Source organism: Croceicoccus sp. Ery15, assembly GCF_020985305.1.
In the GTDB taxonomy this organism is placed as follows: Bacteria; Pseudomonadota; Alphaproteobacteria; order Sphingomonadales; family Sphingomonadaceae; genus Croceicoccus.
Window position 1 is genome coordinate 1,719,985 of the sequence record NZ_CP087588.1, and the last position, 16,147, is coordinate 1,736,131.

At 63.8% G+C, this 16,147-nt stretch carries 13 protein-coding genes; 9 read left to right on the top strand and 4 right to left on the bottom strand.

The window, feature by feature from the left end; genetic code table 11:
• Positions 1-133: 133 nt before the first annotated feature.
• From LOZ77_RS08455 to LOZ77_RS08470, 4 genes are all read left to right on the top strand, one after another.
• A complete protein-coding gene (locus LOZ77_RS08455) occupies positions 134-1,729 on the top strand; it encodes an isocitrate lyase (RefSeq protein ID WP_230281682.1) in 1,596 nt (531 codons plus the stop codon).
• Between the two features lie 36 nt (positions 1,730-1,765).
• Complete coding sequence (locus tag LOZ77_RS08460) at positions 1,766-1,918, top strand: hypothetical protein (RefSeq protein WP_230281683.1); 153 nt, start codon at positions 1,766-1,768, stop codon at positions 1,916-1,918.
• Positions 1,919-2,003: 85 nt separating this feature from the next.
• Positions 2,004-4,139: a malate synthase G gene (locus LOZ77_RS08465; protein ID WP_230281684.1), complete on the top strand. Its 2,136-nt coding sequence runs from the start codon at positions 2,004-2,006 to the stop codon at positions 4,137-4,139.
• A gap of 195 nt (positions 4,140-4,334) precedes the next feature.
• Positions 4,335-5,777 carry an ATP-binding protein gene (locus LOZ77_RS08470; protein WP_230281685.1) on the top strand — a complete coding sequence of 481 codons (1,443 nt, stop codon included), beginning with the start codon at positions 4,335-4,337 and terminating at the stop codon, positions 5,775-5,777.
• Here LOZ77_RS08470 and LOZ77_RS08475 read toward each other — a convergent pair.
• From LOZ77_RS08475 to LOZ77_RS08485, 3 genes are read right to left on the bottom strand one after another with little or no spacing between them, the layout of a single operon-like run.
• Positions 5,774-7,045 (bottom strand): MFS transporter, encoded by a 1,272-nt coding sequence (locus LOZ77_RS08475; RefSeq protein ID WP_230281686.1) that lies wholly within the window; start codon positions 7,043-7,045, stop codon positions 5,774-5,776. The genes LOZ77_RS08470 and LOZ77_RS08475 overlap by 4 nt on opposite strands.
• Positions 7,042-7,938 carry an alpha/beta hydrolase gene (locus tag LOZ77_RS08480; protein WP_230281687.1) on the bottom strand — a complete coding sequence of 299 codons (897 nt, stop codon included), beginning with the start codon at positions 7,936-7,938 and terminating at the stop codon, positions 7,042-7,044. Before LOZ77_RS08480 ends, LOZ77_RS08475 begins: the two co-directional genes overlap by 4 nt.
• A 22-nt stretch (positions 7,939-7,960) precedes the next feature.
• The gene (locus tag LOZ77_RS08485; RefSeq protein ID WP_230281688.1) at positions 7,961-10,297 is read right to left on the bottom strand and encodes a TonB-dependent receptor; all 2,337 of its coding nucleotides are present in this window, start codon (positions 10,295-10,297) and stop codon (positions 7,961-7,963) included.
• A gap of 114 nt (positions 10,298-10,411) precedes the next feature.
• Here LOZ77_RS08485 and LOZ77_RS08490 point away from each other — a divergent pair, with 114 nt between their 5' ends.
• The 3 genes from LOZ77_RS08490 to LOZ77_RS08500 all read left to right on the top strand — a co-directional run bounded on the left by LOZ77_RS08490 (position 10,412) and on the right by LOZ77_RS08500 (position 14,313).
• Positions 10,412-11,032: a TetR/AcrR family transcriptional regulator gene (locus LOZ77_RS08490; RefSeq protein ID WP_230281689.1), complete on the top strand. Its 621-nt coding sequence runs from the start codon at positions 10,412-10,414 to the stop codon at positions 11,030-11,032.
• Between the two features lie 108 nt (positions 11,033-11,140).
• Complete coding sequence (locus LOZ77_RS08495; RefSeq protein WP_230281690.1) at positions 11,141-12,640, top strand: DUF4139 domain-containing protein; 1,500 nt, start codon at positions 11,141-11,143, stop codon at positions 12,638-12,640.
• Between the two features lie 11 nt (positions 12,641-12,651).
• Positions 12,652-14,313 (top strand): DUF4139 domain-containing protein, encoded by a 1,662-nt coding sequence (locus tag LOZ77_RS08500; RefSeq protein ID WP_230281691.1) that lies wholly within the window; start codon positions 12,652-12,654, stop codon positions 14,311-14,313.
• On the opposite strand, the gene LOZ77_RS08505 is transcribed toward LOZ77_RS08500, so the two are convergent.
• Entirely contained in the window at positions 14,299-14,886 is a 588-nt protein-coding gene (locus tag LOZ77_RS08505) for a GNAT family N-acetyltransferase (protein ID WP_230281692.1), read from the bottom strand. The two genes, LOZ77_RS08500 and LOZ77_RS08505, sit on opposite strands and share 15 nt — an antisense overlap.
• A gap of 104 nt (positions 14,887-14,990) precedes the next feature.
• Here LOZ77_RS08505 and LOZ77_RS08510 point away from each other — a divergent pair, with 104 nt between their 5' ends.
• Entirely contained in the window at positions 14,991-15,404 is a 414-nt protein-coding gene (locus LOZ77_RS08510) for a holin family protein (RefSeq protein ID WP_230281693.1), read from the top strand.
• Between the two features lie 246 nt (positions 15,405-15,650).
• Positions 15,651-16,142, top strand: coding sequence for an acetyl-CoA carboxylase biotin carboxyl carrier protein (accB, locus tag LOZ77_RS08515; protein WP_370638062.1), 492 nt, complete (start codon positions 15,651-15,653; stop codon positions 16,140-16,142).
• The last annotated feature ends 5 nt before the right edge of the window (positions 16,143-16,147 follow it).

Consider the following 16,147-nt stretch of genomic DNA (forward strand, 5'->3'; position numbering starts at 1 on the left):
TATACAAGCAAATCTTGTAAAGTTTGACAAGAGCACACCGCGCGCAATTTCCGAAAAGCATTTTGCACTGCACAAGACCGGTCATGCCCAAAAGGGGCGCACGAATCACATTTGCAACGAAGGCCGATCACCAATGACTTACGCAGCAGAAATCCAGCGCCAGCGCGGCACCATCGCCAGCCTTGGCCAGAAATGGGCCGCCATCGAACCCGAAATGGCCGCCCGCATGGCCGTGCAGAACAAGTTCCGCACGGGGCTCGACATTGCGCGCTATACCGCAAAGATCATGCGTGAGGACATGGCCGCCTATGACGCGGACCCCGCCAATTACACCCAGTCGCTGGGGTGCTGGCACGGGTTCATCGGGCAGCAGAAGATGATCTCGATCAAGAAGCATTTCGGCACGACCAAGGGCAAGTATCTGTATCTGTCCGGCTGGATGGTCGCCGCTCTGCGCAGCGAGTTCGGCCCCCTGCCCGACCAGTCGATGCACGAAAAGACCAGCGTTCCCGCGCTGATCGAGGAACTCTACACCTTCCTGCGGCAGGCCGATGCGCGCGAGCTGGGCATGATGTTCCGCGAACTGGACGATGCGAAGGCCGCAGGCGACGTGATCAACACGCACCGCCTGCTGCGCGAGATCGACGAACACCAGACCCATGTCGTGCCGATCATCGCCGATATCGATGCAGGCTTCGGGAACGCCGAGGCGACCTATCTGCTCGCCAAGAAGATGATCGAGGCCGGCGCCTGCGCGCTGCAGATCGAAAACCAGGTTTCCGACGAAAAGCAGTGCGGCCATCAGGACGGCAAGGTCACCGTTCCGCACGAGGACTTCCTGCAGAAGATCCGCGCGATCCGTTACGCGTTCCTCGAACTCGGCGTGGAAGACGGCATCATCGTCGCCCGCACCGACTCGCTGGGCGCGGGGCTGACCAAGCAGATCGCCTTCAGCAAGGAACCCGGCGATCTGGGCGACCAGTACAACGCCTTCCTCGATTGCGATGAAGTCGATCCGGCGAACATCACCAATGGTCAGGTGTTCATCAGCCGCAACGGCAAGCTCATGGCGCCAAAGCGTCTGCCGTCGAACCTTTACCAGTTCCGTTCGGGTACCGGTGAGGACCGCTGCGTGCTCGACTGCATCACCGCGCTGGAAAACGGGGCGGACCTGTTGTGGATTGAGACCGAGAAGCCCCACGTCGCCCAGATCGGCGGCATGGTGAACCGCATCCGCGAGGTGATCCCGAATGCAAAGCTGGTCTATAACAACTCGCCCAGCTTCAACTGGACGCTGAACTTCCGCCAGCAGGTGTTCGACGCGTGGAAGGCCGAGGGCCGCGACATGTCTGCCTATGACCGGGCAAAGCTGATGAGCGTGGATTACGACGGCACCGATCTGGCCGCCGAAGCCGACGAGCGCATCCGCACCTTCCAGAAGGACGCGGCACGCGAGGCGGGGATTTTCCACCACCTCATCACCCTGCCGACCTATCACACGGCGGCATTGTCGACCGACAATCTTGCCAGGGAATATTTCGGCGAGGCAGGCATGCTGGGCTATGTCGCAGGGGTCCAGCGCAAGGAAATCCGCGAAGGTATCGCCTGCGTGAAGCACCAGAACATGGCCGGTTCCGACATCGGCGACGACCACAAGGAAGCCTTTGCCGGCGAAGCGGCCCTGAAGGCCGGCGGCAAGGACAATACGATGAATCAATTCGCGGCGTAACACCCGCGCGACACCAAGAAGGAAAGGAGACTACCAATGCCCGAACCCGCACTTGCCCGTCCGGTCTTCTCGACCGAAGATTCGCGCCTGATCCGCCGCGCTGTGCAGGAATTCATCCGGAACAATCAGGACGATATCGAAACGCCCAAATTCGTGAACCTGCACCACCGGCTCGGCCGGCTTGGATAAAGCGAATTAACTGACGAAAATACATGGAAAGACCCGCCCCCCGAAGCCAGCGCGCTTCGGGGGCGCGGTACAGGAAGGACGAGTTATGCTGACCGATTTGCACCACGAGAGCGAGACCCCCGGCGGGGAGGCTGGGACCGTGTCGCGTGCCGGGTTGCAAGTCGACCGGTCCCTGGCGAGCTTCGTGGAAAATGAAGCCATGCCGGGGACCGGTATCACTCCCGACGAATTCTGGCAGGGGCTGGCGGCGCTGGTCGCGCGTTTCGAACCGCGCAACCGCGAACTGCTGGCCACCCGCGACAGCTTGCAGGCGCAGATCGACGCATGGCACCGCGCCCACGTCGGTGCGGCCACCGGCGCGCCCGAAAGCTTCCTGCGCGAGATCGGCTATCTGGCGCCCGAACCGGCGCCCTTCACCATCGGCACGCAGAATGTCGATCCCGAAATCGCCAAGGTCGCGGGCGCACAGCTTGTCGTTCCCGTGCTCAACGCCCGCTTCCTGCTGAACGCGGCGAATGCGCGCTGGGGCAGCCTGTATGACGCGCTTTACGGCACCGACGCGCTGGATGGCTCGCTGCCGCAGGGCAAGGCCTATGACGAGGAGCGCGGCGCGCGCGTGATCGCATGGGCCAAGGCGTTTCTGGACGATGCGGCTCCGCTGGCCCAAGGGTCGTGGGCAGACTGGACAGGCGGCGCTCCGGCTCTGGCCGATCCGTCGCAATATATCGGTATGCGCGGCGACAATATCCTGCTGCGCCGCAATGGCCTGCATATCGAAATCGTGGTCGATCCCGCCCATTCGATCGGTCGGTCAGACCCCGCCGGTATCGCGGATATCGAACTGGAATCGGCGCTGACCACCATCGTCGATCTTGAGGATTCGGTTGCCGCCGTCGATGCATCGGACAAGACCGATGCCTATCGCAACTGGCTGGGCATAATCCGGTCGGACCTGACGGCCGAGTTCAGCAAGAACGGCGAGACGATGATCCGCCGCGCCAGCCCCGACCGCAGCTACACCACCGCCGACGGCGAGCTGACCCTGCCGGGCCGCAGCCTGCTGCTGGTCCGCAATGTCGGCCATCTGATGCGCAATCCGGCGATCCGCCTGCCTGACGGAAGCGAAATTCCAGAAGGTATCATGGATGCGGCGATCACTTCGCTGATCGCCCTGCACGATTTGAAGGGTCTGTCCGAAAACACCAACAGCCGCGCCGGTTCGGTCTATATCGTCAAGCCCAAGATGCACGGGCCCGACGAATGCGCGTTCACCAACGAACTGTTCGACGCGGTGGAGGACCTGCTGGGCCTGACGCGCCACACGATCAAGGTCGGCGTCATGGACGAGGAACGCCGCACCAGCGCGAACCTTGCCGCGTGTATCCATGCGGTGAAGGACCGCGTGTTCTTCATCAACACCGGCTTCCTCGACCGCACGGGGGATGAAATCCATACCTCGATGCTGGCAGGCCCGATGCTGCGCAAGGGCGAGATCAAGCAGGCCGGATGGATCAAGGCGTATGAGGATCGCAATGTCCAGATCGGGCTGGCCTGCGGCTTTGCCGGACGAGCCCAGATCGGCAAGGGCATGTGGGCCGCGCCCGACCGGATGCAGGCGATGCTGGCGGAAAAGACGGGACACCCGCAATCGGGCGCCAGTACGGCATGGGTGCCATCCCCCACGGCGGCGACATTGCATGCGACGCATTACCATCGCTGCGACGTCGCCGCGCGGCAGGCAGCGCGCGCGCAGGAGAGCATCGCGCCGCTGTCTGCCCTGCTGACCGTGCCGCTGGCAAATGGGGCCAACTGGTCGGAAGACGAAATCCGCGAGGAGGTCGAGAACAATTGCCAGGGCATCCTCGGCTATGTCGTGCGCTGGATCGATCAGGGCGTCGGCTGTTCCAAGGTGCCCGACATCCATGACATCGGGCTGATGGAAGACCGCGCCACCTTGCGCATTTCCAGCCAGCACCTTGCCAACTGGCTGGAACATGGCGTGATCACCCGCGACACTGTGGAAGCCGCGCTGTGGCGAATGGCCGAGGTGGTCGACCGCCAGAACGCGGGCGATCCGTCCTACGCCCCGATGATCGCACGCGGCCGCGACTGCCTGCCGATCAGGGCATCGCGCATGCTGATCCTTGAAGGGCGCGACCAGCCCAATGGCTATACCGAGCCGGTGCTGCACCGGATCAGGAGAGAGGCGAAGCAGGGCTAAACGGCGTTATTGCCGCCAAGGCAGGTCTCGTATAAAATTCGGCATCCCGCGCGCGGAGAAATTCCCGGTCCGCGCGAAAATGGCGGCCCGGTCGTACTCCGTCGCCAGCGGGATTTCTGTCTGTCACAACCCAATCGGGCAAAAGCCCCCTCCCCACCCTTGGGCGCTGGGGCGCCAGCCGCTAACCCCTGATCGGTGGATTCGCATATTGTCATAGGTCAGGACGCGCACGGGGCAGATGTGCGTGTCGATATTGAAGAGCTGCTCGCCACGCGCCTGCTGGTGCAGGGCAATTCGGGTTCGGGCAAATCGCACCTCCTGCGCCGCCTGCTGGAAGAAAGCGCGCAGATGGTGCAGCAGATCATCATCGACCCCGAGGGCGATTTCGCCTCGCTCTCCGATCATTTCGGCCATGTGGTGATCGATGCCAGCGCGCATTCGGCGGCGGAGATCGTGGCGCTGGCCGCGCGCGTGCGCGAACATCGCGCCTCGGTGGTGCTGGGGCTGGACGGGCTGGATGTCGAATTGCAGATCCGCGCCTCGGCCCAGTTCCTGAACGCGCTGTTCGATGCCCCGCGCGAGCACTGGTTCCCTGCCCTTGTCGTGGTGGACGAGGCGCAGATGTTCGCGCCATCGGCCAGCGGCGAAATGGCCGAGGATACGCGCCGCCTGTCGCTGGGCGCGATGACGAACCTGATGTGCCGCGGTCGCAAGCGCGGCCTTGCGGGCATTGTCGCCACGCAGCGCCTTGCCAAGCTGGCCAAGAATGTCGCGGCAGAGGCGTCGAACTTCCTGATGGGGCGCACATTCCTCGATATCGATATGCAGCGCGCCGCCGATCTTCTGGGGATGGAGCGCAAGCAGGCCGAACAGATCCGCGATCTGGAACGCGGGCGCTTTCTGGGGCTGGGGCCCGCGATCACGCGGCGGCCCGTCGCCATCAAGATCGGACCGGTGAAATCGGGCTCGCGCGTCAACGCCAGCGCGCTCGTGCCGCTGCCCAGCGCCCCGCCCGAAGAGATGGAAGCGCTGCTCCACAAGGAGCTGGACAAGGTCGTCCCGCCGCCCCCTCCCCCGCCGCCGCCGCGTCAGGATCCGGAGGAACTGGCCCGCCGCATGGAGCCTGCCGCACAGGCACGTGCCTCCTCTGGCGGACCTGCCGCGTCTGCCGTGACTTCGGCGGAGAGCGAGGCGATGCTGGACGAAATCCTGGTAGAAATGGCGGGCGATACCAATATCACATTCCAACCAGCCGCCAGCCAGTTCCAGAGCTTTATGATGGCCTGCCGCCGCAGGGGCGCGACCGCCGCGCTGCTCGACATGGCGGCATTCCGGCGCCGTTTCGCCATTGCGGTGGCGGGGCTGGACCATCTGGACGACGACATGCGCGAACGGGTGCTGGGCCTTGGCGCCATGGTCGATGACGATCTGCTCGCCCCGTTCCTGTTGATTGCCCGATCTGCGGCACAGGGCATGGAATCGCCCGACGAGGAGGAATTGTCGCGCGCCTATGGCACCAGCTCGCCGGGGCGCATCCGGCGGTTGCTGGAACATCTGGAACGCAAGGGGCTGATCGTGACCCGCGAGGATTACGGCGGCGGGCGCACGATCAATGTGCCGGGTCTTGAACTGGCTTAGGCTTCCTCAACCCAGCCCTTGCGCAGCTTCGGCCCCGCCAGCAACATCAGCAGCCCTGCCAGCAGGTAAAGCGTCAGCCCCAGCAACATCGAATAGCGCAAGGCCTCGTCACCATAGATGGGCGTCAGCAGGGTCGAAACCTGCCCCAGCGCATAAATGCCTCCGCCAAGACCGATCAGATTATTGATCAGCAGGAACAGCGCCGATGCCGTCGCCCGCGCGGGCGGAGGGACAAGGTGCTGAACAGCCGACAACACCGGCCCCAACCACACATAGACCAGCGCCTGCGGCAGGATGAACAGCGCGAACGCCAGCATCACGCTGCCGCTCATGATACCAAGCGCGAACAAAGGCGCGCCGATCAGGAATGCCGCACCCGGCACCCATGCGAACCATGCCCGGTCGCGCCCGCCCAGCCGGTCGCCGATCCAGCCGCCCAGCAGCATGCCCGCCACCCCGCCGATCAGCAGGACAAGGCCAAAGAACCACGCAGCCTCTACCAGCGTCAGGCCAAAGCTGCGCTGCAACAGGCTGGGCAGCCAGAATGCAAGGCCATAGCCGCACATCGAACTCGACGCAGCGCCAAAGGACAGGAACCAGAACGCGGGCTTTTTCGCCAGCATGCGCGCGGTTTCGGACAGGCGGGGCTTGTCGATCACCGGCTCGCCCGCGGCCACCTGCGGACGATTGTCGCGCACCAGCAGGCGGAAAACGGGTGCGATCAATATGCCAAGAATGCCGACTGCCAGAAACGCCATGCGCCAGTCGACCCGCGCCGCGATATAGCCGCCCGCCAGCACGCCCGCCGCCGAACCCAGCGGAATGCCCAGCGAATAGATCGACAGCGCAAACGCCCGCCTGTTCGACGGGAAATAGTCCCCGATCAGCGCATAGCTGGGCGCAACGCCCCCCGCCTCGCCAATACCGACCCCCAGCCGCGCAAGGAAGATGTGCCAGAACCCCTGCGCCGCGGCGCAGGCGGCGGTAAAGCCGCTCCACAACACCAGCGACACGGTGATCACCCAGCTGCGGCTGGTGCGATCGGCCAATGCCGCCAGCGGCACGGCAAGGGTGGAATAGAGGATCGCAAAAGCCAGCCCGCCCAGAACGCCCATTTCGGCATCGCTGAGATCCAGATCGGCCTGGATCGGGGCGGCAAGGATCGACAGGATCTGCCGGTCGACGAAGTTGAAGATATAGACGACCAGCAGCATCGCCAGCACCACATTGGGGCGCGATTGCCGGGGATTGGCTGCGGCGTCGGTCATACCGGATAGTGCTCCGTCAGGAATGTTTCGATCGCTTTGCGCGCCGCAGGCTCGTTCAGCAATGGGGTATGGCCGCGAAGGGGCACGTCGACCGATGCGAAGGGGCCTTCGTGCGTGCGGTCCATTTCCGCGACCGTGGCGGCGGACAGCAGATCGCTCATCACCCCGCGCACGACCAGAACGGGTAGCCCGTCCATGGCCCGCCATACGGGCCACAGATCGACCTCGCCATTGCCGGATTCGTTCCCGGCCTCGAACGGAACGGCGATGGCGGGATCATAGTCATAGGCAACGCCATCCGCTGTGTCGCGGCAGGTGCGGCGGGCGAATTCCATCCAGTCGGCATCGGTGAAATCGGGAAAGACCGGCCCGTTCACCGCGCGGCATCCCGCTGCCGCCTCGTCCCAGTCGGCAAATGCGGGCGATTTGCCGACATAGCTGGCGATGCGGGCCAGCGCGTCGGGTTCCAGATGCGCGCCCACATCGTTCATGATCACCGGCCCCACGCGCGGCGGCAGATCGCGCGAGCGTCCGCGATCCATCGCCGCCATGGCCATTGCGATCAGCCCGCCCATCGACGTGCCGATCAGCCCCGCGCTGTCGATGCCCAGATCGTCCATCAGCGCGAACATATCCTCGGCATAGACGGCGGGGTTGTAATGCGCCGGTTCGGGATCGCGGTCCGACAGGCCGCGACCGCGCACATCGGGGACGACCAGCCGGTATCTGCCACCCAGCCAGTCGATCAGCGGTTCGAAATCGGCGCTGTTGCGGGTGAGCGCATGGATCAGCAGCAGCGGCCGGGCGGCGCTGTCCGTCCCGGGATAATCCCGGGCGAACAGGTCCAGCCGCCCGTCCGCGCTGCGGAAGCGGTGGGATCGGTAATCCGTCATGGCAATCCGGTCCGCGAGCGGATCAGAAACGGATTTCGCCGGTCACGAACACGCGGCGCGGGTCGCCATAGAAACCGGTCAGCGTCCCTTCCTGCCCCAAAGTGGGCGCGCCATTCGCGCCGATGAAATTATAGCCCGACACGATATAGCGCTTGTCGAACAGGTTCTTGCCGTGAACCCCGATCGAGAAGCGGTCGGAATCGTCGGTATAGACCACGCTGGCGTTGACAAGCGTAAAGCCGTCCTGATCCAGATAGGGATTGGGCACTTCGAACTGGCTGGCATCGCTGCGCATCGAGACGGAGCCGATGAAATCCACAATGCCGCTCGCCACCGGCAGGCCAAGGTCGAAACCGGCATTGACGGTGAATTCGGGCGTGTTCTGGAACACGCGCTCGTCCGCCACGTCATTTCCGAATGCGTCGATATATTCGTTGAACTTCGCATCCAGATAGCCAAGCGCGAAATTCACGTTGAACCGGCTGCCCATCCCCGCGAAATCGCGACCCATCAGGGCGTTCATCTCGAACTCCACGCCGTTGACGTCGGCGTCGGCGGCGTTCGATGTGATGCCGATGAACGTTTCGTTCACGCCGTCGCCGTCGGAATCGACACCTGCCGATCCCGGGATCTGCACATCCTTGTACTGCGACATGAAACCGGCAAGGCTGATGTTCAGGCGGCGGTCGAGCAGCGAAGCCTTCCACCCCAGTTCAAAGCTGTCGACCGTTTCGGGGTCGAACTGCATGAAGTCATAGACTTCGTCATACGAAACCGTGCCGTCGCCATCGAAATCGGGGGCGCTGCTGGTCTGGCCGCGTGGGTCGAAGCCGCCGCCCTTGAAGCCCTTGGAATAGGTGAAATAGAAATTGTGATCGGGCGTCGGCATAAAGCTGATCGACGCGCGCGGCGTGAATTCCTTGAACGTCGCGCTATCGTCGAAGTCCGAAGTCACGGCGATCGGGATGGACCCTTCGGCGAACAGGTCGGAATAGCCCCCGATGAATGTGGTGCGCAGCACGCGCGACGAACGCTTGTCATAGGTGTAACGGCCGCCGACCGACAGGCTGAGCTGGTCGGTAAGGTCATAGGTGAAATCGCCGAACACCGACCATGTCTTGGTGTTCACATCGCCCAGCGTCTGCGCGGTCAGGCCCGGCAGGCTGATCAGATCGCCCGTGGTCCAGATGCCCACGTCGAACGCGGTATAGGCATTGGCGTCAAGGTAATAGGCGCCCAGCACACCCGAAAGCCGGTCGCCTTCGTACAGCAATTGCAGTTCCTGGCTGAACTGGTCGTTCTTGTAGATCGCGGGCACGTCGACATCGACGGCGGGCAGCGAATCGAAGTCGATGGGCGAGGTCGATTCATCCTTTCGATAGCCGGTGATCGACTTCAGCGTGATCGTGTCGGACAGTTCGAGCGCCATGTTGAGCGCGCCGCCATAGGCCTCCACTTCCTGATCCACGACATCCAGACCGGCGCGCGTGTCATAGGGATCGTCCAGAACCGGCGCGCCGCTGACCATGCCCTCGATCAGGCGGTGGCCCTGACGGGCGGCGGAATCGTCCTTGACGTAATCGCCCGAAAGGCGTGCGAAAAACGCGCCGCTCTCGAACTCGATAGTGCCGCGCGCGGCCCATACGTCCTTGTTATAATTCTCCACCCCGTCCTGATAGAGATTGTCGCCGAACCCGCCGCGCGACAGGCGCGCGCCGCTGGCGCCGATATTCAGATTATCGCCGATGGGCGTGGAGGCCGTGACGATCAGATCGGCCTGGTTATAGGAGCCATAGGTGCCGCGGACCTTCACCTCGGTCTCGTCAGGCAGGCGCGCGGTGACATATTTGATCGCGCCGCCGATGGTGTTGCGGCCGTAAAGCGTACCCTGCGGACCGCGCAGCACCTCGATCCGTTCGACATCGTAAACGTCCAGAACGGCAGCCTGCGGGCGGTTCAGATAGACATCGTCGACATACAGGCCGACGCCTGCCTCGAAACCGGCGACGGGGTCCTGCTGGCCCACGCCGCGGATAAAGGCGGTCAGCGTGGTATTGGTGCCGCGCGATACTTCCAGCGTCAGGTTCGGGACCTGCTCGCCGATTTCCTCGATCGTCTGGGTGCCCTGCTTGGCCATGGCGTCGCCGCTGATCGCGGTGACGGAAATCGGAACGTCGATCAGCCGCTCTTCGCGGCGGCGGGCGGTGACGACGATGGCATCGCCGTAATCGACGTCATCGGTAATCTCGGTTTCGGCGACGGCATCGGCAGCGTCCTGCGCAATGGCGGACGGCGCGGCGATGGCGGTGGAAATGGCAAAAACACACGCGGTCGTATGCCGCAGACGGGCCTTCAGCATCCAATATTCTCCCACTTGGAACCTTTGTTATGACCCGGTGAATATTGAAACCCGAACCACCTTTCAACTTTAAAATTTTGCCAAGCGCGATTTTGCGGTTTAGCCAGTGTCCTTATGACCACAGATCGCCCCGCCATCGCCCTTGCCGGCGGCAAGCAGCCGCGCACGGAACGCGGCCGCAAAAGCTTGCGCAAGCTGCTGGATGCCGCCGCGCTGGAGTTCGGGGAAAAGGGATTCCACGATGCCTCTATCAGCGGGATCACCCGCCGCGCAGGCATGGCGCTGGGCAGTTTCTATACCTATTTCGACAGCAAGGACGCGCTGTTCCGCGCATTGGTGAACGATCTGTCGGCCCGCGTCGGTGAAGAAGCTGGCAAGGCGCTGGCGGGCGGCCACGATGCGCTGGGAGCCGAACGCGCGGCGTTTTCCGCATTCCTCAACTTCGCGCGCGAGCATCAGGAAATCTATCGCATCATCGACGAGGCTGAATTCGTCGATCCCGACAGCTTCCGCGCCCATTACGAATCGGCAGCGCAGCGCATTCACGAACGCTTGCAACGCGGCGTGGCTTCGGGCGAATTCCGCCCCGATCTGGACGAGGCTTGCGCATGGGCGATCATGGGCATGAACGTGTTCCTCGGCCTGAAATACGCGGTCTGGTCCGATGGCCGCGCGACCGACGATATTGCCGGCATCGCCAGCGCCTTGCTGGAAAAAGGCATCGTAAAGCGTTGAAAAACCGTACCGCCGCGTAACGAAATCGCATCATTCAGCCGCGATGCAGGATCGGCCTGACAGCTTTCGGGCCGGCTTTTGCGCGCATAATCCGTTGGGGGACGATCGATGAAGCATTTCAGACTGGCACTGGCACTGACTTTGGGAACAGGCTGCACGGCGATGGCGGCCTTTGCGCAGGATGCCAGCGACCCCACCGGCAAAAGCCAGCAGGGCGATGTTTCCGTCACCATCTATAACGGCGATACCGCTCTGGTGCAGGACGTGCGCGATCTGTCGTTTCCGCGCGGGCGGACGCGGATCGAATTTCCCGACGTGTCCAGCCGCATCCGGCCCGAGACATTGAGCTTTGCTGCCGACAATACGGGCATTGTCGAACAGAATTTCGATTTCGACCTGCTGACCCCGTCGAAGCTGATGGAAAAGGCGGTGGGCGAAACGATCACGCTGGTCCGCACCAATCCCGCCACCGGCGCCGAAACGCGCGAACGGGCCAAGGTTCTGTCGGTCGCGGGCGGCGTGGTGGTGCAGATCGGCGACCGGATCGAGGTGCTGCGCGACGACGGCCTGCCGGTGCGCGCAGTGTTCGATCGCGTGCCCGACGGGCTGCGCGCCCGCCCCACCCTTTCGGTCACCGTAGATTCGAGCACGGCAGGGCGGCGGCCAGCCTCTATCCGCTATCTGACGACGGGGCTGGGCTGGAACGCCGACTACGTGTCGCTGTATGACGAGGCTTCGGGCACGCTGGACATGCAGGGCTGGGTCACGCTGACCAATAACACCGGCACGACATTCGAAAACGCGAAAACCGTGCTGGTGGCCGGCGATCCGTCGACCGGGCGCAACAATTACAGGCCGCAGCCGCCGCGCAATCAGGTCCGTTCCATCGGCACCGAAAGCGCGGATCGCGAGCGTCTGGCGGATTATTACCTCTATCCGCTCGACGCGCGGACCACCATCGCCAATGCGCAGACCAAGCAGGTCAGCTTCATGGACGTGCAGGGCGTGCCCGCGCGCAAGATCTATGCCCGCACGCTGAACTGGATGCAGAACGACAGCGATCCGGTGCAGGTGGAAAGCCGCCTCGCCTTCTCCTCGTCGCGCGAGGGCGGATTGGGCGATGCACTGCCTGCTGGCACGGTGCGTTTCTACCAGCGCGATGCGCAGGGCACGCCGCAATTCATCGGCGAGGACGCCATCGGCCATACGCCCATGGGCAGCGAGATGAGCCTGAAGCTGGGCGATGCGTTCGACATTTCGGTACAGGCCAGCGTCACCGCGCGGGCGAAGATCGATTCCGAGGAATATGTCCGTTCGGCCCGATACCGCGTGATCGAGGATGACCGCGTCCGCCAGATTACCGTCGAACGCGCGCAGACATTCTATCGCACCACCATGCAATATCGCGTGACCAATGCGAAAGCACAGCCGGTGACCGTCGATGTCGCACAGGCGGGGCTGGATCGTGGATGGTGGAGCAACGACTTTCGCGTCGTCAGCGAAAGCATCAAGGGCGAACAGGTCAATCTGGACAAGCGGCAATGGGCCGTGCCCGTTCCCGCCAATGGAGAAACCGTGCTGACCGTGGTTTACGAGACGCGATACTAGGGGGCGGCGCGATGCGGCGCTTTGCTTTCCTGATCTGCGCGCTGGCAGCGACCGGTGCCGCGGCGCAAGAGCCGCCCGCACTGCCCGCGCGGCTGGCCGTCGACGCCTCTGCCCCGTCGGACATCGCCGTTACCATCTATCGCGACGAGGGCCGCGGCGGCGATCCCATCGACGTGCGCTGGGTGGGCGGCTTTGCCATGATTTCAGAAGTGCGGCAGGTCACCCTGCCGCCCGGCCATTCACGTATCCGCTTTACCGGCGTGGCCGAAAGCATGGTGGCGGTCAGCGCCATCGTAACCGGCCTGCCCGGCGGGACCATCGAAAAGAACCGCAACGCCGATCTGCTGTCCCCCGCCGCTTTGGTCGACGGCACATTGGGCAACCGCGTCACCATCACCCGCACCAATCCCGCGACCGGAGCCGAAATCAGCGAAAGCGCGGTGATCCGCACGCGTGCCGATGGCGGGCTGGTCCTGCAAACGCGCGAGGGGTATGAGGCAGTGCGTTGTTCTGGCCTCCCCGAAGGTCTGACCTTCGACCGCGTGCCAGAGGGGCTGTCGTCCGACCCCGTGTTCAGCGTCGATACGTACAGCGCGGCGGGCGGGACCCATACGGTCACGCTGACCTATCTGGCGACGGGGTTCGACTGGCAGGCGAATTACGTCGCCACATTCGCAGAGGCCAGCCGCGAGAAGGATCGCACGCTGGAACTGATGGCGTGGCTGACCGTGGCGAACGGTAACGGGCAAAGCTTTCCCGATGCCGAACTGATGACCGTCGCGGGCCGGATCAATGTCACCAGCGATTACGAGGATCTTTCCGATCCACCCGTTGCCCGCCCTTTGCAGCTGAGCTGCTATCCCATCGGCAGCACATCGCGCGGCACCTATCCGCCGCCGCCTGCACCCCCTCCGCCCCCACCGGCGCCCGCCCCAGCGATGATGGCGGACCAGATCGTCGTGACCGGCAGCCGTTTACGGAAGGCCGAGATGGAATCGGCCATGGCCGTGACAGAGGTCGAGGCGGGCGAGGAAGCGCTGGGCGATCTGAAGCTCTATCGCGTGCCGGTAGCGGTCGACGTGGCCGCGCAGTCGCAGAAGCAGGTGAAATTCCTGACCCTCGACGCGGTCAAGGGCGAATTGATGCATACAGGGCGCTGCGTTGCGGAAATGGAAGAGGCGCTCGCCGGTATCGAATTGCGCAGCCGCAATCTGGAAACGCAGGGTCTGGGCCGGTCGCTGCCGCAAGGGCGGATCGCCGTTTTCGAGCCCAGCGCCCATGGCCCCCTGCTGGTGGCCGAGGACGATATGCGCGACCGCGCCGTCGGCGAGGATGTGGAGATTGTCCTCTCTCCCGACAGTGCGGTAATCTATGCCTGCCGCCCGCGCGGCGCATCCTCTGCCAGCGACCGCGATACCGCGCTGGAGGCATGGCGCAATGCCGTCGCCAAGGGAAAATGGGCTGCGATGGAAGCCGATGTCACCAATCCGACAGGCGAGGCCCTGCGCTTCGAACTGGCGCTTGGCCCGGCCAGTGCGATCGCCCTACGCCGCGCCTCGCAAAAAATCGCGATCTATCGCGGGCAACAGGTGCTGCGCATCGACGTGCCCGCAGGTGCGACGCGGCGGATCACATGGCAGATGCGCGATCCGAACGCGTCAGAAAGCCCTTAGCCAATATTGCATCGCCTTGGGCGTCTCCGCCGCCTCGCCATGGTCTTTCCATGCAAGCTGTGTCACCAGACCGCCCACCGGCGCATAGCCCCGCCCCGTCCAGAACCGGTCATGCGGGTGGTATCCGGCAGGGCGCAGCGGATGATCGTCGGGCCTGACGACCGATGCGAAACACGCCGATGACGCGCCCCATGCCTGCGCCTGCGCTTCCCTTGCATCAAAGAACGCATGGCCGATCCCCTGTCCGCGATATTCGGGCAGCAACACGCTCTCTCCGAAATAGAACAGGCTTGCCGTATCAATTCCGCGCGCATCGAACGGTGCGCGGAATTCGGGCTTTTGCGATGCCATGGGCGATGCCGTTGCCGCGCCGACAATGCGCCCCGCATCTTTCGCGGCGATCAGTACGCTGTCGGGCTCTGCCATGAATTCGCGGACATATGCCCGTTCGTATTCCGCGCTGCCGTCATAGAGATAGGGGTATTCGGCAAAAACCGCGATGCGCAGCGCCGCCAGCGCATCGACCGCGTCGTGCAGTGCCGCGCCCGTCAGCACATCGATGTTTACAGCCACAGCGGCAATCCCTCTGAAGCGAACCGCACCGGTTCTTTTATTTTCCTACTTCCCGCCGATTCGGCACGACGCCTGCTGGCCTGCCACAACAACGGGAAAATGCCATGCCCCTTATAGAATCGCTTATCGGTCCAATCTCAAAGATCATCGACCGCGTCATCCCCGACAAGGAAGCACGTGAACGCGCCAAGCTGGAACTGCTGCAACTGGAAAACAGCCAGGAACTGAAAACGATCGAGGCGCGCCTGTCCGCCATCGTGACCGAGGCGCAATCCGCCGATCCCTGGACCAGCAGGGCGCGGCCCGGCTTTCTCTATGTAATGTATGCGCTGATCCTGTTCGCCATCCCCATGGGTTTTATCGCCGCGTTTCGCCCCGACGCCGCCGATGCCATCGCGCGCGGGATGACGGGCTATCTCGGCGGGCTGCCCGAACCGCTCTATGCGCTCTTCGGTACCGGCTATCTGGGCTATACCGCCGCGCGCCAGTGGGGAAAGGCCAAGGGCACCGATCGCTAGTTTAAGCACTCTCCGTCAGGGTCGGGCCGCATCGAAGATCGACGGCACCGGCCCTGCCGCCTCTGCCGGCCGCATCCCAAACCGGCAAATTAATGCCTGTATGTCAGGGATTTGCCACATGATTCGGAGGCTGGCAGCCCTTATGTCGCTGCCAAGTTTCCGCACAATCGCCCCGCACCCTCTTGCCCTTGTCGATGCACAAGCGCATAGGCCCGTCCCATTGTGCAACCTCAAGCGAGGCGATGGATGAGCGACGGAAAGACCGCTCCCGGCAAGACGAATTCGGGAATGAACGTTGATAGCGCGCTGGTGCGCGAACTGGCCGAACTGCTCGGCGAAACCGGCCTGACCGAGATCGAGGTCGAGGATGGCGACCGCAAGATCCGCGTATCGCGCGCGGGCGGCGTCGCTGCCTATGCCGCGCCTGCGCCCGTGATGGCCGCGCCTGCCGCACCTGCCGCCGCCCCCGCGGCAGAGGCCGCCCCCGCCACCGCTCCCGTCAATGGCGACGCTGTAAAAAGCCCGATGGTCGGCACCTGCTATCTGGCGCCCGAACCCGGCGCCGCCGATTTCATCAAGGTCGGACAGAGCGTGAAGGCAGGCGAAACCCTGCTGATCGTCGAAGCGATGAAGGTGATGAACGCCATCCCTGCGCCCCGTGCAGGCACGATCGCGCAGATTCTTGTCGGCAATGCGGACCCGGTCGAATTCGACCAGCCGCTTGTCGTGATCGAGTGACGGCG